The following is a 24,477-nucleotide window of genomic DNA, read 5'->3' as shown; positions in this document are numbered from 1 at the left end:
TTAAAAATAGTATGTTATAATAAAAAAAAATAGAGAGGAAGGGGAATATATGTATCAAAATATAAAGAAAAAAATAGCTATTTTTATTGTATTACTTATGTTACTATGTAATACCATTACAGCATTTGCTTCAGAACAAAAAGGATATTTATTACCAGAACAAAGTATTTTAATAGATAGAAGTGATATTTTTGTTACAATATTAAATGACAGTCTATTAGAAGGTTATGAAGTAGAATATGGATTACAAATGCCTTTACTAATCAATTTTCGTCCAGTAGAAACAGCAGAAGACACTCTGTTATATCAGGGAGAATGGGGTGCAGCAAAAATGGCAATATTTGCAGATAAACAAACACAACGTTTGCAGTCTGTAGCATTGATACTACCTAGAGAATATGTTTTAAATGGATATAGTCAGGGAAGTTTAGATTATTTTGCTAGTATAGGTATATTAGCAGGTTTTTTTAATGGAGCAAATGCAAACGGTATAGATGGCACATTATTAAGACAAGCACTTGATTTTTTTAATTTTGATTTTTATACATTACAGTCACAGCAATATACTGTAGGAAATCTAAATTATTACTATGAAGTAGGAGCAGGTTCTATTACATTCATGATTACAGGTGTTCCACAAACAATACAATAAATAAAATAATAGTAAAAAGAACAATACTTATTGTATTGTTCTTTTTTTAAGCATAATTTACCAAAATTTTGATTATACTATCCATAAGGAGGAATGTCCCATGGAGAGCCTAAAACAACATTTAACACAAGAAGGAGAAGAAATATTAGAAGTAATAGAAGAAATTAAGCAAAAACTAGAAGAAGCCAGAAAACGATTTGACCAAGCTACAGATGATACTTTAATTGACTGTTATATCTATGAAATGAATGCACTTTATAAAAAATATGAATATTTCTTAAAAATAGCAAAAGAAATTGGTTTAATTGCTATAGGATATGAAAAAATCAGTTAATATAAAATATGCGGCGTGTCAAAAAAACTTGATAGCAAAAATTTTATTCTCTTAAAAAATATTGATTTTACAATGAAAAATACTAATTTTTTTTATAAAATTTTTTGTTCAAATTTTTCAAAAAATTTAATGAACTTGGATAATTTATACTATTTTTTTGACACGCTGCTAGTATATATTTCTTTGTTTTTTGTTTTAAATTGTCTTTTGGCTTATAAGATATAGAAAAGGAGGAATACATATGGATTCAACACAAATTATTACAGCAATGATTTTTTCTTGTTTAGGATTAATGACACTGATTATACTATCTAAGCCAATTAAATTTTTGTTGAAAGCAGTTATCAATGCGGTGATTGGCTGTATTGCAATTGTATTATTACATACAATAGGGCTTCCTATAGGAATTAACTATATGACTGTATTATTTACAGGGCTTTTAGGTGTTCCTGGAATTGCAGGCCTTTTATTACTTTGTATATTGCTATAAAAGCAGTATTATTATTAAATTATGACATATTATTATATAAAATAATAATTTTATGAAAAAAATATTTCATATTTTTTAAAAATATATTGACGAAATCAAAAAACCATGCTATCATAATCATGTACAAAAGATGTGAAGAATATTATAAAATCTTTTCACAGCTTTGTTAATCTTTTTTAAATGCTTATATGGATAAGAATACCCCGATTCTTATTCAAAAGAAGAAACTCATTGGAATTTTCCCTTGTTCCAATGAGTTTCTTTTTTAGGAGGAATTTTATGTATTATACTATTTTACAGAATTTTGTAAAAAAACTTATTGAAAATGAATTTGAACTTTATACAGCATTTCACATAACAGAAACACAGCAACATAATAGAGTTATTCTGTTTAAGCAACAAAGCCCTATATTATACATTATATCCATTATAAATGGCGAAAAGATAGAATTACAAAATCATGAAATATTTATGAATAAATATTTACAACAGTTACAAAACTCTTTAACATTATATCATTGTTCTAAAATAATTGCTTTAACAGTTGTAATAGGAGAGTTTTCACAACAAACATCTCAAAAAAATAGTACTGATATATCACAAGTAATTCATTTTGTAAATCAAAAAGAATTACTTGCAGAAGAAAAGTATTTTCATGCCTGGTGGTATGTTTCTTGTGCAAAAAAAACAATTGAAATGCACAAAAGCCAACCTCAAAATATACTACATATAAAACAAATGATATTAGATTGTTTAGAAAATAAATACCAAAACCAAAGTCATACTTCTTTGTCTGAAATTGCTATAGAAGTAAAACAAAAAAATATCGTTTCTTTAAAAAGTAATAATATATTACTCACATTTCATTTATTATGTATCAACAGCTTTATATTTTTAGGTATGATTTTATTAGGACTAAAACAAAGTGCTATTTTATCACTTGGTGTAGAACACTATGCTGTTTTTAATATAAAACAATATTATCGTATCATTACTTATTGTTTTATTCATACAAATATATTGCACTTAATACAAAATAGTGTTTATTTATATTATTTTGGTATGCACACAGAGTTATTATATGGTAAAATAAAAATGGCTATCATTTACTTTTTTTCTGCAATAGGAAGTGGTATACTAAGTGCTTTGTGTAATGATGCTGTTTCTGTAGGTGCATCTGGAGCAATATTCGGTTTAATGGGTGCTGTATTTGTATATAGTTATTATCATGGTAAAAAAAGTATTGGTATGAATTATATGACATTGCTGCTTTTAGTTGTTATTGCTTTATTGTCAGGATTGCTACAACAAAATGTAGATTATTTTGGACATTTTGGTGGATTTATCATGGGTAGTCTGGTATCATTTATTATATTAAAGTATTATTAACAAAAAAAGCGTTTTATTTACAATATTTCTGTGGATAACTCTGTGGATATGTGGATAACTCGTGTATGATATGTATAAAAGGAGTGGGAAAAGTGGAAGAAATGGAAATTTTAAAACAAAAAATAACAACAGAAGTATTACAATCAGACTATGCAGAAAAGAAAATTGTTTTTGGAGAAGGAAAACAAAATGCAAAAATTTGTATGGTTGGAGAAGCACCTGGAGGAGATGAGGAAAAACAGGGTAGACCTTTTGTAGGAAAAGCAGGAAAAAACTTGTCTTCTTTTTTAGAAACAATAGGATTAAAAAGGGAGGAAATTTATATTACAAATGTTGTAAAATTTCGTCCTACTAATGTTAGCCCCAAAACAGGAAATTTTGTAAACAGACCACCTAAAAAAACTGAAGTTGATTTCTTTTTGCCTTATTTAAAAAAAGAATTGGAAATCATTCAGCCTAATATGATAGTTACATTAGGAAATGTTCCTTTAAAAGCAATAACAGGTGATGATAGTTCTAGTATAGGAGATATGCATGGTGTTATGACAAAAACAAAAGATGGTTATCAATTATTCCCTTTATATCACCCTGCTGCAATTATATATAATAGGTCACTTTCTGAAGTATATCAAAATGATTTACAAGTGTTAAAAACTTATTTATAATAGGTAACAATAATAATAAAAAGTATTACAAAAAAACTGTTACTTTTGTTACCACTGTGAAAAATAAATACATATAAAACTATATATAAAAAGCAAGTAGGAAATTTTTTACCTACCTGCTTTTTATTTTAAATCTTCTTTTTCATAGAATTTAATATCGCAATCAGTGCTACTCCTACATCAGCAAATACTGCTAGCCACATTGTTGCAATACCTAATGCTCCTAACACAAGCACAATCATTTTTACTGCTAATGCAAAAACAATATTTTGGTTTACAATACGGCTTGTATTTTTTGAAATAATAATACCATCTTCTATCTTTCCTATATCATCATTCATAATCACAACATCGGCTGCCTCAATAGCTGCATCAGAGCCAATACCTCCCATTGCAATACCAATATCCGCCCTTGCTAATACAGGTGCATCGTTAATGCCATCACCAACAAATATCACTTTATTTTTATCTTGTCTTTTTAATATCTTTTCTAATATTTCTACTTTATTTTGTGGTAGAAGTTCAGCATAATATTCATTTAATTCTAATTCCTTACTAATTTGTTTTGCTGTTATGGCATTATCTCCTGTAAGCATAATAGTATTTTGAATACCAAGTGCTTTCAATTTTTGTATTGCTTTTTTACTGCTTTGTTTTATAGTATCTGCAACAACAATACTACCTATAAATTTGCCATCTTCCGCAATATATACAATGCTTCCTATACCTGTATAAGCTATATACTCTATAGAAAACTGCTTCATTAATTTTTCATTTCCTGCTAACACTTGTTTACCATTTATTTGACAACAAACACCATACCCACCAATTTCTTTATAATTTTGTATTTCTTCTATTATTTTACCGTATTTTGTTTCATATTGTTTTGTAATAGAAACTGCAATAGGGTGATTGGAATTTTTTTCTGCTTTTGCAGCAATTTCTAGTATCATTTTTTCTGTGTAATTATTTATTGTATTTATTTGTGCTACCTCAAAAACACCTTTTGTTAATGTACCTGTTTTATCAAATACTATTGTATCAACATCTTTTAGAGCATGAATGTAGTTACTTCCTTTTACTAATATTCCCCTTTTTGATGCTTCTCCTATACCTGAAAAAAATCCTAATGGCACAGAAAGCACCAAAGCACAAGGACAAGATATAACAAGGAATATCAATGCTCTGCTTAGCCACATTTGAAATGTTCCACCTATAAATAAAGGAGGTATGATAGCAAGTAATGCAGCTGCACAAACAACAAAAGGAGTATATACTCTTGCAAATTTTGTAATAAACTGTTCTGTTTTTGATTTTTTTGCTGTAGCATTTTCTACCATTTCCAATATTTTTACAACAGTAGAATTACCAAAATTTTTAGTTACTTGTATTTTAAATAATCCATTGATATTCAAACTGCCACTATATACTTCTTCTCCTACAGATACATTTACTGGTAATGCTTCTCCTGTTAATGCAGAAGTGTCTAGTTGTCCATTGCCTTCTACTACAATGCCGTCTAAAGGTATTTTCTCTCCTGCTTTTACTACAATATAATTTCCAACAGCAACTTCTGATGGTTCTACTTTTTTTATTTGCTCTCCTACTACTAAATTTGCATAGTCTGGTCTGATGTCCATAAGTTCCGTAATGGATTTTCTGGAACGGTCTACTGCATAGGATTGGAATGTTTCTCCGATTTGATAAAATAACATAACAAATACTGCTTCTGCCATTTCTCCTAAAAAAATCGCTCCTATTGTGGAAATAGACATTAAAAAGTTTTCGTCAAAAATTTGCCCTTTTTTGATGTTTTTGATTGCTCTCCATAACACATCATATCCAAATATAATATAAGAAATAAGAAATGGTACAAAAGAAATATTTTGTTTTATTAACAATACTCCTCCCACAAAAAATACAATGCCTACACAAAAGCGTATGATTGTTTTTTGAAATTCTTTTTGAAATTCTGATTTTTCCGATTGTTTTGTGTCAGAAATTTGTGTTTGTGATGCTATGAAAACCTTAACATCAGGCTCATGTTTGTGTACAATTTCTGAAATACTTTGCAATAATTCCTCTATAGAAGTATATTGTTCTGTTGTGACTTCCATTTGCTGTTTTAATAAATTAACAGTAGCATTTTTTACTTTTGGCAATGTTTTTGTGCCTTGTTCAATTTCTGCTGCACAATTTGCACAGTCTAGCCCTTTTAATGTTACTTGAAATGTTTTTTGGTTTTGTTCCATAAATACTTCTACATCAGGCTCATATTTATGCACAATTTCAGTAATTTGAGTAAGCAATACTTCTGTAAAACAATTTGCTTTTTTTTCCACAGATAATTCTTGTTTGATTAAATTGATTTGAGGATTTTGCAAATTTTCTAATTTTTGAATGTCTGCTGTTATTTTCTCAGCACAGTGGGGACAGTCTAGTCCTTTTAGTTTAATTCTGATGACATTTTCCATAACAATACCTTCTTTCTTAATCAAATGTTTTTATGAATACTCATTCATATATAATTTATAATATTAGGCTGTTTTATACCAACAGCCTAATTAGAATTTATTCCACATACCCTTTTTTATGGCAAATATGGCTCATTCCTTGCTCCAAAACAATTTTAATATGTTCATCATCTAAAGAATAAAACACCGTTTTTCCTTCTTTTCTATACTTTACTAAATCATTCTGACGCAATACACGAAGTTGATGAGATACAGCAGACTGGTTCATATTTAAATGCTCTGCAATATCTCCAACACAAAGTTCTTGATTTAAAAGTAAACGCAACAATTTAATACGTGTACCATCACCAAATACCTTGAAAAATTCTGCAACATCATGAATAAAATCATTTTGCAGTTCTTGTTCCACATCTACTTCTTCAGGACATTGACACATTTTTTGCTGCTGCATAAATGTCCTCCTCTCCTATTTATTTCATATAAATATATGAATGTATATTCATATTATAATGTTTTTATTTTATTTTGTCAATATTTTTTTATATTTATGATTTACAAAATAAAACAGAGAAAAAACTCATTTTCTCTGTTTTATTTATTATTATATTGTTATTATTTTTCCAATGTTTGATAAATCCAGCGAAGTAAAAAGCGATATACTTGTTTTTGGAATGTTTCCTGTAAAAGTTCGTGACGTCCTCCTTGATATAACTTCATTTCTATATTTTCACAACCTGCTTCTTCCAACCAGTGATATACTTTTTCAACACCTTTGCCATAATCTCCTACAGGGTCATCTTTTCCAGAAATTAAAAGCATTGGTAAATTTTTAGGCAATTTTTCTGCCCATTCTTTAGAAGATACTCTTTTCAACAATAAAAATAATTCTCTATATCCTGCATAAGTAAATACAAAACCACATTTTTCATCATTTAAAAATTGATTTACTGCATCTTCATCACTGGAAAGCCAATCATAATTTGTTCTTTTAGGAGAAAATTTTACATTAAAAGCACCAAATGCTAAACGACTTACAGAATACCCTCTTGCCTTCACTCCTTTTAATTTTGCTCCTTCTTTACTAAGTAATATTGCAATGTCTAAAAAAGGGCTTCCTCCACTTGTTCCCATAAATACAGTACCTGCTAATTCTTCTCCCCAATGAACACAAAATTCTCTTGCTAAAAAAGAACCCATACTATGTCCTATTAAAAAATAAGGTAATTCGGGAAATTTCTTTTTTACAAATTCCATAATATATCTCATATCTTCTATGATATATTGCCAACTTCCTTCTTCTTCTCCAAAAAATCCTCTGTCTTCCCAATGCTCTACAGAACGACCATGACCTGTATGGTCATTGCCACACACTACAAATCCTTGTTTTGCCAAAAAAGCGGCAAATCTTTCGTATCTAAGAATATGTTCTTCCATACCATGTGCAATTTGTATAATGCCTTTGTATTTTACAAAACCGTCTGCTGTCCAAATACAGCCATATAATGGGTGACCATCTCCTTTTGCAGGAAATGTAAATTCTTTTCTTGTTACCATATTAGTTTCCTCCTCTTTTATCATAGTATTTTAATGAAAAGTTTGATTAAAAAATAGTATATGAATGTATTTTCATTTGTATAGCAATTTTTTCAGCAATATTATTGTTTATATTTTACAAAAATTGTCCTTTTTTAATTTTCTAGTTCTACTAGATATTTTATAAAAGCATATGTTGTTTTTGCCATATTTTCATATCCATGTAAATTAGGGTGTGTCGTATCAGATACTTTCATAGGTTTCGATTTATCTGTTTCTTCTATCCATTTAAAATTCATAGAAGGATTAATTGACATAGAAATTGCAGATAAATAAACACCATCATATTCTTTATTTTCATATTCTTGTTTTAATGTCTTTGTAAACTCCAAACGAGTATTTTTTGCACCATCTGTACTTTCTGTAGAAAAAAGCATTGTTGGTGTATTCAATATAATTTTAATATCGGCATTATATTGATGTATGCTGTCAAATATCGTATTGAAATACCCTATAATTTCACTATGGCTATTATGTCCTACAATATTCAAATCATTTACGCCTAAACTAATTACTACATAATCTACACCCGCATAGTCATTACTTTTCATATAATATCCAAAATCAAATTTTCCATTATTCAAAAATGGATTTGTAAAACCATATTTTGTCTGTTCATTACAATAATCATAAGCTGACCAGCCTCCACGTCCTTCATGTTTATTTTCTTCTGTACCTCTTGTACCTATCAAATGAATATTCATGTCATCTTTTTCAAACAATTCTTTTACACAATTTGTATAAATATTTTCATTGATTAAACTATCTCCCAAAAACAATACTGTTTTTTCTTTGCCTGCTCCAGCTTCTTTTTTTACTTTTATAATATCTGTAGAAGCTTTTACATTTTGTTCCTTTTCTAATGTAAGTGTCATAGAAGAATTTTGTTTTAAAAGAGAAATTCCTTCTTTTGTACTTTTGTTCTCTCCATTTTGCTCTAATAGCACAATATTATCCATAGCACTATTTATTAAAGCATTCTCAGCATATTGTACAATATCAACCCCCTCTACTACTGGTGTATATTCTGTCAATATCAATTCTTTTTGCTGTATGCAATTATCATTAATACCTGTTGTATTTCTATCAAAGCCATGTACTCCTTCTGAAGGTGCTTTCCATTTTGATAAATTTATTTTCACTTCAGCAGATGAAGTAGCAGGTGCTTTTTCTTTTGGTTGTAAACGTATTTCAGTAGGTTTATTAGATAAAAAATCAATTTCATCATATCTTACTTCACCATAAAAGCGGTGACCATTATCATTTTGTATAGACAATCCTAATGTATCTCGGCTTGTAGCAATATTCATAACATAAAAATTACTTTGGTCTGCTTCTCCATAAATTTTAATATCTGTTACAGCAGAAAGAAACGCATTCATAACATCATTTCCTGTTTGTTTTACAGTAAATAAATTTTGATTTAATTGTGTTGATAGTATAGTATTTATTTTTACGCTGGCATCTACAAAACCAACTTTTTGCCAATTTATTGCATTTAATTTACTTTGCATTTCATCATCAAATTTTTCAAATTTGCTTTCTTCTAAAGCATACAAAAATTTAACAGGTGTTCCAGCATCATATTGTGCTTTTAAATAAGCTGCCAATGTTTCTACAGTAGACATATTTTTTACATTCATAGTACGCATATATATTTTTTGTCTGTTTTCACTGAATGAAATGCCATCATATATATTGTTCATTTGAGAATTTAACAAATGTACATCAAAATGAGTACAAAGCCCATTTCGAGCAAGTACTTTTTCAGTAGCAGTACATTCAAATATTGTTGTATTTTTATTGTAAAATTTACCCTCTTTTACTTTTTGCCAATCTTCCGAACCATCAAATATTTTTACTCCAACATTTCTTTCTATTCCCCAAACACCATTTTTAAAAATAATTTTATCTGCATAACCATCAGATAATTTATACAATGGTTGAGAAAGTGGAATATCTACTGTGGCATATTCATCTAAAAGTCTTATTTGTCCGCTTTCTCCTAATCCTTCTATTGTTGCTGGATTATAAGGGTTAATATTATATATTGTAGAAGATTTTGTAACAACTGCTTTGCCTTCTATATAAAAAATACCCTTTTCATAAAAAGGCAATGCCTCTGTCTGTTGTTGTGCCGCTATGTTATTTTGTATTATTGTTTGTCCAAAAACAATTGTTGTTGCAATAGTACATATCATAAACATAGAAATTACATTTTTATAAATTTTCAAAAAAAAGCCTCCCTTATATGTTATATTTTCGTATTATTATTCATTATAGTACAAGCTTTTTAAAATCACAACTGCAACATTTTAGAATATATTGTAAAGTCATTTTTTGTCATTGCTTCTTCTATTATTTTGTTATTTTTGGTATAATAATAAAACAAAGCAGAACAAAACCAGTATATAAGGAGGTTTTTATATGAGAAAAAAAATAGTATCTCTTTTACTGATACTTTGTTGTAGCACTGCATGGTCTTTTTGTGCCTATTCTCAAACAGAAACAATTTCAAAACAACAAAAAACAGTAACCGTAACGCAAATGACACTTTCACAAAAAGAATTTGACAATATTGATAAAATACAAATTATTTGGGCAAGAGGAAATGTTGTTGTAACACAATCTCCAGATGAAAATGTTCACATTACAGAAAAAGCATTTGTTATGCCTAAAGAAACAGAAGTTGCAGGTATTTCTATTAAAAATGATACTCTTTTTATAAAAGATTATAACTCCCTTTCTAGCTTATCTGCACAAAATAACATGAATATAGATAGCAAAGAAATTCAACAATTATTGCAGCAATATCACAATACAGAACACGACTTGTATATTGCATTACCACAAAAGCAATACAAAGAATTTTATTTTAAAACAGTCAATGCTAACTGTAATCTAGAAAACAATGATTTTTATACTATAATTACAGAAACAGTAAATGGTGAAATACAACTAAATAATGTCAATGCTAATTTTATTAATTCTAATACTGTAAATGGTAATATTTTATTATGCTCTGATACAAATGCACAAAAATATCATTTAAAATGTGTAAATGGCAATATCAATGCTGATTTTACTGTATTTCCTACTGCATTATCTATTGAAACAGTAAACGGCAATATTACACTAACATTACCTGAAAATGATGGTTTTAGTTTTTATAAAAATAAAGTAAAAACTTATAATAATTTTAGCACTTCTTTTGCATTAAAAGATAATGCTCAAAAAAAGGTATATAAAAATGGAAACATATTACTAGATATTGTTTGTATAAATGGTTCTGTTACATTAAAAAAAGCTGAAACAAATTCATTTTGACAAATATACACATATCTTGTAAACTAATATTGTTTTATGACATTTATATTAGAAAGGTGTGTGTATTTTATGGAAGAAAAAAGTATCAGCCGTTTATTAGAATTTCGAGATACTTCAAAATTATTATTTCAAAGATCTAATGAACTTCTGCAAAATACTAAAAATGCAGATATAATTGAAAAATTAAAAACACTTGTAGAAGCATTAAAAAATGTTTCTATAACATTCCATTGTCAAGAAAAAGAATTTGTAATCAAAGAAACTGCTCAATTATTACCTTTGTTAAAATCTCCTTATTCTCCAAATGCAAATAAAAAAATGCAGTTTTGGATATTTGTATTTTTAGAAGCAGTAGATGCAGAATTAATTATTACATTAAATAATTATATTGAATTGTCAGCTGAAATAGGTAATGCTCTATATAATTATATAGAACAGAGAAAAAAATGTAGTCATTATACTTCTTTGCTTGTAAATACTGCATTACGTACAGGATATAGTTTACCAGAAAAAACATATACTGTTATTATGAAGGCAATACAAAAGCAACCAGATTTATTGAGCAATTTTAAGGCACATCAAAACTACATTTATAAACAAACAGAACAAAGAACATTCAACCGTTGTACTGTTTGCGGAGGAGAAGGTAAAGCTTTTTATACTTCTTTTGCTTATTTTATGGCAGATTTTGAAAATCCTTTTGAACCTGCTAAAACATGGATAAAATGCAATAATTGCGGAAATTTATTCACACAAAAATTTCCAGAAGAATTTTTGAAGCAATGTGAACATTATGAGCTTATGTCGCCCAATACTGCCCCCCCCCCGATATTTCTCAATTCTGTTGCGTTTGTGTAAATCGTCCTACTGCATTGAGCATTTGGTGTAACATACTAAACGAACTGCATAAATATGCAAAAGGGAAATCTCTTTTAGAAGTGGGTATTGGTACAGGAGAACTTTTAGCCGTTGCTATTGAATTGGGTTATGACACCAATGCTGTAGAACTTCGCCAAGATAGAGCACAACAAATTGCAAATATGCTCTCTATTCCTATATGGTCATGTGACTTTTTAAAGTTTGAGTCAGAAAAAAAATATGACATCATTACTATGGGGGATATTATAGAACACGTTACTAATCCTAAATCTGCATTAGAAAAAGCGTATAGTCTTTTAAAAGAAAATGGTGTTTTGTGGCTTTCTACACCAAATTATAATAGTTCTTTTACTCAGATGATGAAATTTAAAGATGCTATGTGGAAAGAACCTGAACACATTACTTATTTTCATTTAAAAGGATTTGAAAATTTAGCAAATGATGTTGGATTTGTGATACAGAAATATCAAGTAAGCAATAGATATAACGGTTCTATGGAATTGATACTTACAAAAAAATCACACACTTTATAAAAAAATAATTTAAACAGTAATAAAATATATAAACTTTTTTCATAAATAGCATACCCCATTTTCTATTTGCTGCATACCATAGCAGTAATAACATAAATGGGGTGTTTTTATGGTTACAATAAGTCTTTGTATGATTGTAAAAAATGAACAAGATGTCATAGCACGCTGCTTAGAAAGTGTAAAAGAAATTGCAGATGAAATTATTATTGTAGATACAGGTTCTTGTGATAAAACTGTAGAAATTGCTTCTCGTTATACCCAAAATATTTATTATTTTGAATGGATAGATGACTTTGCCGCTGCTCGTAATTTTTCTTTTTCAAAAGCTACAAAAGAATATATATTGTGGCTAGATGCAGATGATGTGATAGAACAAAAAGACAAACAGCAATTTCTAAAATTAAAAAATACACTTTCTAACAATATTGATGTTGTAATGCTTCTTTATCATGTTGCATTTGACCAAAACGGCAATGCAATACATTCTTATTACAGAGAAAGGCTTCTCAAAAACAAGCCAGATTTAAAATGGCTTGGTGCAGTACATGAAGCGATACCACCAAAAGGGAATATAGCATATTCAAGCATTGCAATCAGTCACAAAAAATTACATTCTTCTGACCCAGACAGAAATATACGTATATTTGAAAAATTGCTTTCAAAAGGGCAAAAACTAGAGCCTAGGCAGCAGTTTTATTATGCAAGAGAATTGTATTATCACAAGAGATATGAGGAAGCAATTTCTCTTTTTGAGCAATTTTTATATGAGCAAAAGGGCTGGGTAGAAAATAATATTAGTGCTTGTATTGATTTAGCAAATTGTTATAAACAAACTAATCAGCAACAAAAAGCACTACTTTCACTTTATCACAGTTTTTTATATGACATTCCAAGAGGAGAAGTATGTTGTGAAATAGGAGAAATATTTTTACAACGTCAACAATATAAAACAGCAATATTTTGGTTTGAAACTGCTTCTAATCAAAAACCAGATATTTCTTCAGGAGGATTTTTTACTACAGACTGCTATAATTATATCCCTTATTTACAACTCTGTGTTTGTTATGATAAATTAGGAGAATATCAAACAGCTGCTATGTATAATCAAAAAGCAAAACAATATAAGCCAAATGACGCTGCTGTATTACAAAACGAAAACTATTTTAAAAGTAAAGGATTTTAAACTTTATTGCTGTTGCAAAAAATCAGCGAAAATAATTATTTTCGCTGATTTTTTAACTAAATATCATATTTTACTACAATATTATTTTTATTATCCTAGCACTTTTTTGATTACTCTATGAAAGTTTTTATAACAAATTCCTTCTACCTCTTTTTCTGTAAAACCTACTTCTTTTAATTTTTTAACAAAATCTGGAACCTTAGAACTATTTTCTAGTCCTTTTGTACAAGATATTTGTTGACTAATAAAAGAATTTGATGTTTCTGATGGTAAAAATTCAAAGAAGTCAAATCCACACCCTACATGTTCTGCTCCTATTTTATCTGCAATATAAACAGCATGTTTTATAAAATTATCAATATTTTGTTGTATAGTATCATTGTGCACAAATTCATTGAAAGCATTTACACCAATTACTGCATCTAAATCCCTCATTTTTAAAAGTTGTTCATCAGAAAGATTTCTTGCTACATTACACAGTGCTTTTGTATTGGAATGAGAAGCAATCACTGGCCCTTCTACCATTTCTGTTAAGTCCCAAAATGATTTTTCATTCAAATGAGATACATCAATTATCATCTTTTTATCAATCATTTTTTTAACTGCTTTTTTACCTAGTTCTGTAAGTCCTCTTGTTGCATCACCTTTTGCTCCTGTAGCAAGAGCATTTTGTTCATTCCATGTTAGCATAGCGTGTCTTGCTCCTAAATCATAATATGTATCAATCAAATCTAAATTTTCACCTATAGAACTTAATCCCTCTGCACCAATAATAACATAAAATTTATTTTGTGCGATTGCTTTTTGAATATCTTCATAGCTTTTTACAACTACAAAATCTTTACTTACAGCAATTTCTTTTTTAACCGCTTCTGCAATTTCTAAAAATCTTTCGTAAGGACGTGTTGCAGCGTGAGGAGGGTCAATCCATATTACAAAAATGCTTCCCTCAATTTCACCTTTTTTCAATCTTTCTAAATGATATTTACTGAAAATATCACTTTCTCCTTTTAGAGAACGTATTGTAACATCTGTCCAAATATCAGAATGTGCATCAAATACCATACTATATCCCTCTTTCATTATGAAATATATATTATTTAATATTATGTATTCCAGTTTGCATTTATCATTATGCCCCTAAAATAGTACCTATAAAAGTACCAAAATATGTACCTATAACATAACCCATTGTACCAACAAGCATAATAGGGCCTACTAATTCTACCCAACCTTTTGAAATAGCCATAGCAACAGCTGTTGTAGGACCTCCAATATTTGCATTAGAGGCTAATATAATATCTTCTAAATTAAATTTTAATAATTTTCCAAATACAAATACTACTAACATATTAACTGCAACTATAATTGCACAAAATACTAAAAGTAATGGAGAATTTCTTATAATTTCCATAAGAGAAGCAGGAACACCAATTACAAAGAAAAATAAATAAATTAAAAATGTACCTATTTCTTGTGTACCTGCAATTTCACCAAAAATTTTAGGAAATGCACTTGCACAAATCATTGAAACTGTTGTAATAATCAAATATTGGTTGCCCAACAAACCATTTATTATATTTAAAAGTACATTTGTTGTTGGAATAGTAGAAGCAAAAAATGCCGATAATTCTCTTGAAATTGCAACAATAATAAATCCTGCTGCTGCTGCACAAGTAATATCTTTCAATCCAATTTCTTTTGGCTTCCAATAAGATGATGCTACATTTTGATTTCCACCCTCTGATTGTAATTTTTCCATATTGTCAACATAAGGATGTTTAAAATGTTTTCTAAAAAATGTAATAGATGGTATTGATATTAATACAAAGAAATATATTGCCATTAAAAGATTATCTGCAACTGTTGCAGAAGAAACCATTGCTCCAGAAACTTCAAAGGAACCAGCTAATGCTGCAAAATTAACAGTACCACCTATATAAGTACCTGTCATCATAGCAGAAATACCTGCTAATTCAGGTATATTGTTTTTCAATGCTTGATATGCAATAAATGTTCCTGCTGCTGTACCACAAGAACCTATTAAAAACAATATCATCATAGCACCGCTTTCTTTCCCTATTTTTCTAATATCGCATTTCATTAAAAGTAATGGTATGGCAAGTGGCACAACATAACCCCATACAGCATCATATGCTGGTGCATCTGTTGGTATAATTCCTGTATTGCTCAGCAACATAGCTAATATGAGCGCTATAATTGCACCAGAAGCAGTTGCTGCCCACTTATATTTTTGTTCCAATATAATGCTTAATGCTGCTCCTCCTACAATAATTGCCCATAGTGCCCAAGTATTGTCAGGACTGATAATAGGTGTAGTCATAAAAATTCCTCCTTTAATAAAATTAAATATAATATATTTTCATCAATAAATTGATGAATTTTATATTATTTATGATAATATTATTGTGCAAATTTGTCAATTATAATTTATTTATTGTAAAAAAACAAATTAAATTGTACAAATTATTATTGTTATATTATTTTTTGAAAAACAGCATTTTCAGAAATGATATTTTTCGTTATAATGATAAAGTAAAAAGAATTATTTTATTGCCATCAGAACATTTAGAAAAGGAGCGTTGCATATGGGTGGTATATTTGGTGTGGCATCAAAAACAGATTGTGAATTAGATTTATTTTTTGGAGTAGATTATCATTCACATTTAGGTACTCGTAGAGGTGGTATGGCAGTATATGGAGAAAATGGTTTTAATCGTGCTATACATAATATTGAAAATTCTCCCTTTCGTACAAAATTTGAAAGAGATGTAGAAGAACTTACTGGTAATATTGGCATTGGATGTATTTCAGATTATGAACCACAGCCTCTTTTAATACAATCTCATTTGGGTAGTTTTGCCATTACAACAGTAGGAAAAATTAATAATATACAGGAGTTAGTAAAACATGCCTATGAAAAAGGAAATAGCCATTTTTTAGAAATGAGCGGAGGAAATATTAATCCAACGGAACTAACTGCTATTTTGATTAATCAGAAAGATAGTATTGTAGAAGGTATTCGTTATGCACAAAGTTTAATTGATGGTTCTATGACCATATTGCTTATGACAAACGAAGGCATTTATGCAGCTCGTGACCGTATGGGTAGAACTCCTTTGGTAATAGGTAAAAAAGAAGGAGCTTATTGTGTTTCATTTGAAAGTTTTGCATATATTAATCTAGGCTATGAAGATGTAAGAGAGCTTGGTGCAGGAGAAATTATATTTTTGACAGCAGATGGCTATGAAGTACTTTCTCCTCCAAATAAAGAAATGAAAATCTGTTCTTTTCTTTGGGTATATTATGGTTATCCTACTTCTTGTTATGAAGGTGTTAATGTAGAGCAAATGCGTTATAATTGTGGAGATATGCTTGCAAAAAGGGATAATGATAGTATTTCACCAGATATTGTAGCAGGTGTTCCTGATTCTGGTATTGCTCATGCCATAGGATATGCTAATCGTTCTGGTATTCCTTTTGCAAGACCTTTTATTAAATATACGCCTACGTGGCCTCGTTCTTTTATGCCAACAAATCAAAGTCAAAGAAATTTAATTGCTCGTATGAAATTAGTACCTGTAGAAACATTAATTCGTAATAAAAGTTTACTTTTAATAGATGACTCTATTGTAAGGGGAACACAGCTAAGAGAAACAACAGAATTATTATATCAAAGTGGTGCAAAAGAAGTACATATTAGGCCAGCTTGTCCTCCTTTGCTTTTTGGTTGTAAATATTTGAATTTTTCTCGTTCTAATTCTGAAATGGACTTGATTACTAGAAGAATTATATTTGAAAGAGAAGGAAAAAATGCTGTTAGTACATTAGAAGAATATGCAGACCCAGACAGCACAAAATATCAGGATATGTTATCACAAATTTGTAAACAATTAAAATTTACATCTTTGCGTTATCATCGTTTGGACGATTTGCTGGCTTCTATTGGTATACCAGCAAATTGCCTTTGTACTTATTGCTGGAATGGAAAAGAATAAAAATAATTAAAAAACCAATGCAAAGCATTGGTCAAACTGTCAAAGAACTCACTTTTTAATATAAGTGAGTTTTTTCATTTATCAAAAAAAAGTGGTGTCATTGCCCATATAGAAACACATTCCTCTTTCTGTAAATTAATATACTTATGAGGAATTGTACTTTCAAAATAAACACTATCTCCTTCTTCTACCTCATAATATTCTCCATTTAATTGTAATGTTAATGTTCCTTTCAATACATAGCCACATTCCTCTCTTTCATAAGTTTGTCCTCCTTTTAATGTGACTTTTACAAAATCTATTATATGGTTTGTATCATATGGTGAAAGTATTTGATAAGTACTATTTCCATTATTTGTAATAATTAATTTATGTTGTCCTTTTTTCATAACAATATTAGGTTTTTTTTCTATGTTTTCAAAAAAGAAACCAATGTTAGTATTTAGTGCTTTTGCAATACGCCATATACTTACAACTGTTGGTACTACTAAATCTCTTTCAATTTGACTAATTAAGCCTGTACTTACTCCCGAGATTTCTGAAAGCTGCAATATACTTAAACCCTTTAATTTACGCAGTTGTTTTACTTTTTGTCCCATATTAAAATCCATAAACATTCTCCTTATAACAAAGAAATTATTTCCTATTTAGTTTACCATTTTTTATATATTGCTACAAGCATAATTTTGTCAAACATTATACCTATATTTGTATTATTATAGTAGTAAATATTTATTAATATTTTTATTATTTTTTATGAATAAAATTAGTTTTTGCTGCAATAATAAAAATATTATTTTCTATCATTAATTATTTTAAAAATAATAAAAAAACATTTGACAAGTATTCTTTTTTATGATATAGTATTGCTTACAGTAGGTCATAAACTTCTGGAGAAGTACTCAAGTGGCTGAAGAGGTGCCCCTGCTAAGGGTATAGGTCGTTTGCGCGGCGCGAGGGTTCAAATCCCTCCTTCTCCGTTTAAAAAAGAACATCTTTTATATAAGATGTTCTTTTTTTTGTATCATTAAATATTAATTAAAAAAAAGATATCAGAATAAATTATTATCTGATATCTTTTTAAAAGATTGGGATTTTACTATGTAATGCTTATAACATATTATCACTATACTAAGCAATGCTTAGCAGTGATAGTAACTATAATAAAACACTTCAACACATATTATGCAATAATTTGTATGGTACTGCCAACTTCCAATTTAGGAACAGTTGCTTCTTCTAAATAAATAGTACCTGGTAATTCTGCTTCTGTTTCTCCTGTGAAAGAAAATGTTACATGACCTAAATTTCCAAGATTTTGCATTACAACATCACCAACTGCTGTGATGTTATATTCTTTTCCGTCAATGACTGCTTTTTGTCCTGCTTTAATTTCTTGTTGAATAGGGTTTACATCGATTGTATAACAATAGTCTTTTAATGTATCTGGTGCATTGTCACCAAACAATATAAACATTCCTTCAAATTCTGCTACACAAGCTCCTAATCCTTTTACTTTGTTGTCATAAATTACTGCCATATCAATTTCCTCCTTATTATTTTTTATACTTTATATTTTACACATACATACCAATACTTGCAAGCCAACCAACCAATACACGTGGTACACCTGTTAAAAATCTGGAATATAATACCGCTGGAACACCAACTTCTACTGTTTCTGGTTCTGCTTCTGCCAAACCAAGACCAACTGGTACGAAGTCACAAGCACATTGTGTATTTATAGCAAATAATGCAGGCAATGCTAAATTTGGATTGATATTTCCTTTACCAATTTCTACACCAATCAATGTACCAATTACCTGTGCCATAACTGCACCAGGTCCAAGCAATACAGAAAGGAATGGTATAGAACAAATGAAACCTAATACTACAAGACCAATACCTGTACCAGCCAAAGGAATTAACAACTGTGCGAACATATCACCAAAACCAGAACCTTGTATTAAACCAATGAGCAGTGAAACAAATCCCATAAAAGGAATAATTGATGTAATCATTGTTTGTACTGCATCTCTTGCTGCTTGGTTAAATGTGTTGATTACTTTACCAGCAGCCATACCAATTTTTGTTACAATGCCGCCTTTGTTGCCTTCTGCCATTGTTTGAGATACTTTTTTATCTGCACTATATTTAAACTGACGTTCGTCTTTGTTTTCTTCTTTAGGAGCAGATGCTGCTGCTTGTGGAGCTTTGCTTTCAGAAACACTACCTAATACAGTAGAACCAGGTGCTGCTGCATTAACAGGTTCTCCATTTGCATCACTAATTTGATTTACACCAACTGCAGAAACATAAATATCTTCTACAATATATTTTGCCATAGGGCCACTTTTACCAACTGGCATAACGTTAATTGTTGGTATTCTTTTTTGTGGGTAAATACCACAACGAAGTGTACCACCACAGTCAATAATTACTAAAAATATTTCTTTTTCAGGCACAGATGTTTTAAATCCATTTACTGCTTCACAGCCTGTTAATTCTACAATTTTATCTACTATATCAGGTTTTGCACCGCCACCTGTAATATATACTAATTTATCTTTACCTTCTTCTGGCTTTACTACCAATGGGCCGCCAAACCCGCCACTGCCCTTTACAATTTTAATTGCATTATATTCTGCCATATATATTATCCCCCTTCGAATTTATAAGTGATTTATCAAATTTTCAATTCATTGCTTAATTCAATACCTTGCTGTTTCATAACAAATTTTGTTGTAAAATCTGTTGCCCAGCCGCTTACAAAGTTCATAACTAAACCAACAAACATATAACGCATTGCTAAAGGCATTGTACTAAGTCCTAATGTAGAAATACCTTCTGCAATTCCTAACCTCACCAGGATTGATATGTGGGAATACACCACTTGATGTATGACAGAAATAACTAGCAGAAGCATAATAGCTTGGTTTTAATCTTTCTGGCATAAAACGACCTAATGAAAGTGCTGTTGGATTACCTAACATAAATGCACCTAAATATGGTAATATCATATAGCGTAACAAAGGATTTTTAGTAGATGCTTGTGCTAATTTGTTTATTCTTTCTTCACCAATTAAATGAATTAACGTGTTCATAGCAATCAAAAGCATCAATACTACTGGTACAATACCACTCATCCAACCAATAAATGTTGAGGCACCTGTATTAAATAAATTCATAAAAGCTTCCGCAAACTTAATTACATAATCCATAAACTTTACACTCCTTTTTTTAATTACTCTGTTTTTGTTGTCATCACTGTTTTTTTAGGAGAAAGTTTTTGTCCTATTTTTTGGAATAGACTCAGTCTTGGAGGAATTTCGCCACCACTCATAATAATATTATAATTCATCACAGCATCTAATATCGCTTTACGTAAAGGCTTTGGCAATTTTTCCACATCTTTCTGTGTCAGTTCTCCAATGTTTCTTCCTTCAAAACCAGTAAAATCTTTAAACTTTGCCAGAACCGTTACTCCCATCATTCTTTTTCCTGTTAATATTACACCGTTTTCATCAATAGCAAACATGACAATCGCACCTGCTCTAAGTCCTCCATTTGTTCTGCCTATTGCTACTCTGCCCATTTTTCTCAAAGGGCGGAATGTTTTTGAAAAGTCTTTCATCTGCATTAGTCCAAACAAACACTGTATTAAATATCCGCCTCCTAGCAAACATGCAACTAACCAAAAGTTCATGGCAAAGTCTCCTTTCAAAATGTTATAGTAAGTTCCCTATACCTAATTTTATAAAACATCTTACCAACTGTTTATAACTTTCTGCTTTTGTAATTTCTGCAATATATTCTTCATTTTGTGCAATAGAAATTAGTTCATCATATATCCTTACCAACACAGAGTCATCTAATTCTTTCTGTTCTGGTAAAGCAAGCAGAAATATTAGTTTTACTTCTTCTCCATTTTCACTCGGCAAATTTTTAGCACATACTCCCAAAGCTAATACTAATTTTCCTTCTCTTTGTTCATTGATGGCATGAGGAAATGCTACATTATGTCCAAATACCATAGTAGAATTTTGTTCTCTTTCTAGTATTCTTTGCTCAAATTGTTTGTCTACAAGCTCTTGCTTTGTTAAGTGCTCTATCATCATTTTTGTATTGTCTAAGTACCCCTTTTTTTCATCTAACAAGAAAAATGTATTTTCTTCCAGAAGTGCAGCAATCAATGACACACCACTTGTTTCTTCTCCCAAAAAATCAACTTTTTCAAGATATTTTACTTTTTGTATATGCAATAATAACTCTTTTTCATCAAAAATATCTTTAATTCTAATAATCTGTTTTTTAGTTTGAAGTGGTATTTTTATAGTAGAAAATACTATATCATAACTATCTAATAATTCTACTGATATCTGTTTTTCAGAATACAAATCCATTTCTGCATTATGGTCAAGTAGTTTTTTCAATTGGGAGGCAATCAATCTTGCTGTACCTCTTCCTGTACTGCATATCAAAGCAATACGACATGGTTTTTGTTGTACAATACTATATTCTAATATATAAACTCCAAAATATGCTGTAATATAACCTATTTCATCTTCTGGCACAGTAACATCATAATATTGTTCTACTACTTTCGCTGCAATTTTTGCCATTTTGTAAGCTAGAGGATATTTTTTAGTAATCTCCTCTGCCAAAGGATTTTTTAGCATATAGCCGAACTGGAGCCTATTCACCATAAAAGAAATATGATAATAAAAGTCCTGTTGTAAATTCTCTTTTTTTAAATATAACTCCAATTCATATCCTATTCTTTCAATAATTTCTTCAATCACTTCTTCAATATTTTGTTTTAATTCCATTTTAGAAATATTTTCTAAATCAGTGGGTGTTCTCATACCAGCAAGAGGAATTGTCATAAAAAGTTTTTCTTCTATGTTAAAATCTTGTTTTAAAAGTGGTCGTAACTCTTTTATTACTGCTTGTGTAATATTCCAAGCATTGCTTTGTTGCAATGTATAAAACTTTTTATCCATAGTATCTAAGCTATGACCACTCTGTATTCTATCTGCTGATATTACAACATACTGAAAAAAGTTCTTTTCTGTAGTACTCTCTAAACCGTAATTTTGCAGCAATGTAATAATACTATCTTGTATATTTTCTTGTATTGTACATCCTTCATACAATATATCATATATATTTTCTAATATGAAAAGCCTTAACTGAAACTCTTTTCCTTTTAAACGAATACCTGCACTTTGTGTTCCTTCAATAGAAAGACCATAATTATATAAAACTTTGTTCAGCTTTTTGATTTCATTAGACAGTGTTGTTCTACCTAAATTCATGCTATACGCTAATTCTTCTGTAGAATAATGTGTATCGTTTGTCATAAGTGTTTTTATAATATAAGCTACTCTTTTTTGAGGAGAATCAAAATCCCTTTGCATTTTTTCTAAAGAAATTTTCTTTTCTTCTAACTCATAATGGTCTGTAATATAAAAACGACATTCTCCTTGTTCCATTTCAATAAAAGCGGCATCTTCCAATAACTCATTTAATAATTTAATATCATTTCGTATTGTTCGTGTACTGACATTAAGTTTTTGTGCTAATTCTGCAAGAGCAATCACATTATTTTGCTGCAATAGCTTTATAATTAAAAATTTTCTATCTTCTGCAAAATAGTTGTTCATACCGTTTTAGCCTCCCCCTGAAAAATCTTTATTACACTTTTCATACTGTCTATACACGCTCATACGACTAAAAGCAGTAAATTAACCTCTTGTCTTTCCTCCAGCTACATTAAATGTAACACCATGTACATAGCTTGCTCTTTTGCTTGCCATATAACAAACTAAGTCTGCAACTTCTGTTAATTTTCCACTTCTGCCCAAAGGTGTGGTAGATGTTTTGCTATATCCAGCACGTAATTCATCTACTGTAATACCTCTTGTATAAGCTAATGCTGTTTCATATTGTATTGTACGTAATCCTGTTGCTTCTAATATTCCAGGTGCTACCCCCACTACTCTAACACCTAACTTGCCAAGTTCTTTTGCCCAAGAACGTGTTAATGAATTGACAGCATTCTTTGTTGCTGCATATACACTTTGTCCTTCAGAGCCTTCTAAACCGCTTTCACTTGACATATTAACAATAACGCCTTCTCCTTTTTTTACCATTTCTCTTGCTGCTGCTTGAGCACAGAAAAATACACCTTTAAAATTAACATTTACTACTTTGTCCCAAACAGCTTCATCTAATTCAAACTGTCCTTTTGGCTCTTTTGGGTCTACCAACAATCTTGGAATGTTTATACCTGCATTGTTTACAAGAACATCTACACCGCCAAATGTTTCTACTACTTTGTCTACCATAGATTGAACACTTTCCATACTTGTAACATTTGTTACAACATACAATAATTTACCACTGTTTTCATTTGTTTCAAATGTAGGTGCTTCTGGGTTCATATCGCATACTACTACATTTGCACCTTGATTTAAAAACTCCTGTGATACTGCTTTCCCAATGCCAGATGCTCCTCCTGTTACAATAACAGTTTTTCCATTTAATTCAAGCCAATCTTTATTCATAATGTGTTTCCCCCTTTAAAAATTAATTTTATCGTTCTCTTTGTAGCTTTATTATAAATAAAAACGGTACTCCAATTAATACATTCTTTTTCACTCCCTTTGAAAAACAGTGACAAAACTATATTTTACAATAAAAATGTACTTTAATGTCATGCTAAAATTGATTATATGTTGTAAGTCAATGATTTTTCCTAAAAATAATGTTGTTCGAAATTTGTGACATTATTTGTTTTTTGCTATTAAATTTCGCCACATTTTAACTACTATATTAGTACAAATTACTAGTAAAACCCTAACAATTTGAAAACTCTACAACTAAAATATTGCCTTTATATCACTAATTTAAACACTTTTTTAAAATTTTTCTTTT

At 29.7% G+C, this 24,477-nt stretch carries 22 protein-coding genes, 1 tRNA gene and 1 pseudogene; 11 read left to right on the top strand and 13 right to left on the bottom strand.

All coding sequences use genetic code 11. The features are described 5' to 3' along the window. Positions 1-49: 49 nt before the first annotated feature. The 5 genes from C820_RS04025 (at position 50) to C820_RS04005 (ending at position 3,530) form a co-directional block, all read left to right on the top strand. The gene (locus C820_RS04025; protein ID WP_004038088.1) at positions 50-652 is read left to right on the top strand and encodes a hypothetical protein; all 603 of its coding nucleotides are present in this window, start codon (positions 50-52) and stop codon (positions 650-652) included. 100 nt (positions 653-752) lie between these two features. Continuing rightward, positions 753-986, top strand: coding sequence for a DUF2508 family protein (locus C820_RS04020; protein WP_004038090.1), 234 nt, complete (start codon positions 753-755; stop codon positions 984-986). 241 nt (positions 987-1,227) lie between these two features. Beyond that, a complete protein-coding gene (locus tag C820_RS04015; protein ID WP_004038092.1) occupies positions 1,228-1,476 on the top strand; it encodes a pro-sigmaK processing inhibitor BofA family protein in 249 nt (82 codons plus the stop codon). Between the two features lie 279 nt (positions 1,477-1,755). Beyond that, positions 1,756-2,865, top strand: coding sequence for a rhomboid family intramembrane serine protease (locus C820_RS04010; protein WP_004038094.1), 1,110 nt, complete (start codon positions 1,756-1,758; stop codon positions 2,863-2,865). A 101-nt stretch (positions 2,866-2,966) separates the two neighbouring features. Further along, positions 2,967-3,530: a uracil-DNA glycosylase gene (locus C820_RS04005; protein ID WP_156801465.1), complete on the top strand. Its 564-nt coding sequence runs from the start codon at positions 2,967-2,969 to the stop codon at positions 3,528-3,530. A gap of 128 nt (positions 3,531-3,658) precedes the next feature. On the opposite strand, the gene C820_RS04000 is transcribed toward C820_RS04005, so the two are convergent. The 4 genes from C820_RS04000 to C820_RS03985 form a co-directional block, all read right to left on the bottom strand. Further along, positions 3,659-6,004: a heavy metal translocating P-type ATPase gene (locus C820_RS04000; protein WP_004038098.1), complete on the bottom strand. Its 2,346-nt coding sequence runs from the start codon at positions 6,002-6,004 to the stop codon at positions 3,659-3,661. Positions 6,005-6,101: 97 nt separating this feature from the next. Then, the gene (locus C820_RS03995; protein ID WP_004038100.1) at positions 6,102-6,455 is read right to left on the bottom strand and encodes an ArsR/SmtB family transcription factor; all 354 of its coding nucleotides are present in this window, start codon (positions 6,453-6,455) and stop codon (positions 6,102-6,104) included. Positions 6,456-6,616: 161 nt separating this feature from the next. After that, entirely contained in the window at positions 6,617-7,558 is a 942-nt protein-coding gene (locus C820_RS03990) for an alpha/beta fold hydrolase (protein WP_004038101.1), read from the bottom strand. A 134-nt stretch (positions 7,559-7,692) separates the two neighbouring features. Continuing rightward, positions 7,693-9,831, bottom strand: a complete 2,139-nt coding sequence (locus tag C820_RS03985; RefSeq protein ID WP_004038102.1) for an SGNH/GDSL hydrolase family protein — start codon at positions 9,829-9,831, stop codon at positions 7,693-7,695. A gap of 193 nt (positions 9,832-10,024) precedes the next feature. On the opposite strand from C820_RS03985, the gene C820_RS03980 reads away from it, so the two are divergent. The 4 genes from C820_RS03980 to C820_RS03965 all read left to right on the top strand — a co-directional run bounded on the left by C820_RS03980 (position 10,025) and on the right by C820_RS03965 (position 13,519). After that, the gene (locus C820_RS03980) at positions 10,025-10,924 is read left to right on the top strand and encodes a DUF4097 family beta strand repeat-containing protein (protein WP_004038103.1); all 900 of its coding nucleotides are present in this window, start codon (positions 10,025-10,027) and stop codon (positions 10,922-10,924) included. Positions 10,925-10,993: 69 nt separating this feature from the next. After that, positions 10,994-11,782, top strand: coding sequence for a hypothetical protein (locus tag C820_RS03975; protein WP_162213089.1), 789 nt, complete (start codon positions 10,994-10,996; stop codon positions 11,780-11,782). A gap of 14 nt (positions 11,783-11,796) precedes the next feature. Next, positions 11,797-12,336, top strand: a complete 540-nt coding sequence (locus tag C820_RS03970) for a class I SAM-dependent methyltransferase (RefSeq protein WP_162213090.1) — start codon at positions 11,797-11,799, stop codon at positions 12,334-12,336. A 109-nt stretch (positions 12,337-12,445) separates the two neighbouring features. Continuing rightward, complete coding sequence (locus tag C820_RS03965; RefSeq protein WP_004038119.1) at positions 12,446-13,519, top strand: tetratricopeptide repeat-containing glycosyltransferase family 2 protein; 1,074 nt, start codon at positions 12,446-12,448, stop codon at positions 13,517-13,519. 90 nt (positions 13,520-13,609) lie between these two features. Here C820_RS03965 and C820_RS03960 read toward each other — a convergent pair whose 3' ends face one another. Then, entirely contained in the window at positions 13,610-14,584 is a 975-nt protein-coding gene (locus tag C820_RS03960; protein ID WP_004038122.1) for a dipeptidase, read from the bottom strand. Positions 14,585-14,651: 67 nt separating this feature from the next. Continuing rightward, positions 14,652-15,863 (bottom strand): DUF819 family protein, encoded by a 1,212-nt coding sequence (locus C820_RS03955; RefSeq protein WP_004038124.1) that lies wholly within the window; start codon positions 15,861-15,863, stop codon positions 14,652-14,654. 265 nt (positions 15,864-16,128) lie between these two features. On the opposite strand from C820_RS03955, the gene C820_RS03950 reads away from it, so the two are divergent. Beyond that, positions 16,129-17,538: an amidophosphoribosyltransferase gene (locus C820_RS03950; protein ID WP_004038130.1), complete on the top strand. Its 1,410-nt coding sequence runs from the start codon at positions 16,129-16,131 to the stop codon at positions 17,536-17,538. 74 nt (positions 17,539-17,612) lie between these two features. Here the strand turns inward: C820_RS03950 and C820_RS03945 are convergent, their stop codons facing one another. Next, positions 17,613-18,149: a cupin domain-containing protein gene (locus C820_RS03945; RefSeq protein ID WP_004038133.1), complete on the bottom strand. Its 537-nt coding sequence runs from the start codon at positions 18,147-18,149 to the stop codon at positions 17,613-17,615. Positions 18,150-18,430: 281 nt separating this feature from the next. Here C820_RS03945 and C820_RS03940 point away from each other — a divergent pair. Further along, positions 18,431-18,518 (top strand) — tRNA-Ser (locus C820_RS03940). A 203-nt stretch (positions 18,519-18,721) separates the two neighbouring features. Here C820_RS03940 and C820_RS03935 read toward each other — a convergent pair. The 6 genes and pseudogenes from C820_RS03935 to C820_RS03910 form a co-directional block, all read right to left on the bottom strand. Continuing rightward, positions 18,722-19,078 carry a PTS glucitol/sorbitol transporter subunit IIA gene (locus C820_RS03935; protein WP_004038135.1) on the bottom strand — a complete coding sequence of 119 codons (357 nt, stop codon included), beginning with the start codon at positions 19,076-19,078 and terminating at the stop codon, positions 18,722-18,724. A 37-nt stretch (positions 19,079-19,115) separates the two neighbouring features. Further along, positions 19,116-20,189: a PTS glucitol/sorbitol transporter subunit IIB gene (srlE, locus tag C820_RS03930; RefSeq protein WP_004038136.1), complete on the bottom strand. Its 1,074-nt coding sequence runs from the start codon at positions 20,187-20,189 to the stop codon at positions 19,116-19,118. Between the two features lie 35 nt (positions 20,190-20,224). Next, positions 20,225-20,759 (bottom strand): annotated as a pseudogene (gene srlA, locus C820_RS03925) (PTS glucitol/sorbitol transporter subunit IIC). A 23-nt stretch (positions 20,760-20,782) separates the two neighbouring features. Next, positions 20,783-21,244 carry a transcriptional regulator GutM gene (locus tag C820_RS03920; protein WP_004038144.1) on the bottom strand — a complete coding sequence of 154 codons (462 nt, stop codon included), beginning with the start codon at positions 21,242-21,244 and terminating at the stop codon, positions 20,783-20,785. A gap of 22 nt (positions 21,245-21,266) precedes the next feature. Further along, positions 21,267-23,204 (bottom strand): BglG family transcription antiterminator, encoded by a 1,938-nt coding sequence (locus C820_RS03915; protein WP_004038147.1) that lies wholly within the window; start codon positions 23,202-23,204, stop codon positions 21,267-21,269. 81 nt (positions 23,205-23,285) lie between these two features. Next, the gene (locus tag C820_RS03910; protein WP_004038148.1) at positions 23,286-24,107 is read right to left on the bottom strand and encodes an SDR family oxidoreductase; all 822 of its coding nucleotides are present in this window, start codon (positions 24,105-24,107) and stop codon (positions 23,286-23,288) included. Positions 24,108-24,477: the final 370 nt, after the last annotated feature.

The sequence above is a fragment of the Clostridium sp. MD294 genome (assembly GCF_000364165.2).
Lineage (GTDB): Bacteria > Bacillota > Clostridia > Lachnospirales > Anaerotignaceae > Coprocola.
Note: the sequence above shows the minus strand (reverse complement) of the source record. Positions and strands in the feature narration are given on the sequence as shown.

Bases quoted from the DNA above. Each gene is read 5' to 3' on its own strand.
- C820_RS04025 (WP_004038088.1), top strand. From the start codon at position 50: ATGTATCAAAATATAAAGAAAAAAATAGCTATTTTTATTGTATTACTT.
- C820_RS04020 (WP_004038090.1), top strand. From the start codon at position 753: ATGGAGAGCCTAAAACAACATTTAACACAAGAAGGAGAAGAAATATTA.
- C820_RS04015 (WP_004038092.1), top strand. From the start codon at position 1,228: ATGGATTCAACACAAATTATTACAGCAATGATTTTTTCTTGTTTAGGA.
- C820_RS04010 (WP_004038094.1), top strand. From the start codon at position 1,756: ATGTATTATACTATTTTACAGAATTTTGTAAAAAAACTTATTGAAAAT.
- C820_RS04005 (WP_156801465.1), top strand. From the start codon at position 2,967: ATGGAAATTTTAAAACAAAAAATAACAACAGAAGTATTACAATCAGAC.
- C820_RS04000 (WP_004038098.1), bottom strand. From the start codon at position 6,004: ATGGAAAATGTCATCAGAATTAAACTAAAAGGACTAGACTGTCCCCAC.
- C820_RS03995 (WP_004038100.1), bottom strand. From the start codon at position 6,455: ATGCAGCAGCAAAAAATGTGTCAATGTCCTGAAGAAGTAGATGTGGAA.
- C820_RS03990 (WP_004038101.1), bottom strand. From the start codon at position 7,558: ATGGTAACAAGAAAAGAATTTACATTTCCTGCAAAAGGAGATGGTCAC.
- C820_RS03980 (WP_004038103.1), top strand. From the start codon at position 10,025: ATGAGAAAAAAAATAGTATCTCTTTTACTGATACTTTGTTGTAGCACT.
- C820_RS03975 (WP_162213089.1), top strand. From the start codon at position 10,994: ATGGAAGAAAAAAGTATCAGCCGTTTATTAGAATTTCGAGATACTTCA.
- C820_RS03965 (WP_004038119.1), top strand. From the start codon at position 12,446: ATGGTTACAATAAGTCTTTGTATGATTGTAAAAAATGAACAAGATGTC.
- C820_RS03960 (WP_004038122.1), bottom strand. From the start codon at position 14,584: ATGGTATTTGATGCACATTCTGATATTTGGACAGATGTTACAATACGT.
- C820_RS03955 (WP_004038124.1), bottom strand. From the start codon at position 15,863: ATGACTACACCTATTATCAGTCCTGACAATACTTGGGCACTATGGGCA.
- C820_RS03950 (WP_004038130.1), top strand. From the start codon at position 16,129: ATGGGTGGTATATTTGGTGTGGCATCAAAAACAGATTGTGAATTAGAT.
- C820_RS03945 (WP_004038133.1), bottom strand. From the start codon at position 18,149: ATGGATTTTAATATGGGACAAAAAGTAAAACAACTGCGTAAATTAAAG.
- C820_RS03935 (WP_004038135.1), bottom strand. From the start codon at position 19,078: ATGGCAGTAATTTATGACAACAAAGTAAAAGGATTAGGAGCTTGTGTA.
- srlE (WP_004038136.1), bottom strand. From the start codon at position 20,189: ATGGCAGAATATAATGCAATTAAAATTGTAAAGGGCAGTGGCGGGTTT.
- C820_RS03920 (WP_004038144.1), bottom strand. From the start codon at position 21,244: ATGAACTTTTGGTTAGTTGCATGTTTGCTAGGAGGCGGATATTTAATA.
- C820_RS03915 (WP_004038147.1), bottom strand. From the start codon at position 23,204: ATGAACAACTATTTTGCAGAAGATAGAAAATTTTTAATTATAAAGCTA.
- C820_RS03910 (WP_004038148.1), bottom strand. From the start codon at position 24,107: ATGAATAAAGATTGGCTTGAATTAAATGGAAAAACTGTTATTGTAACA.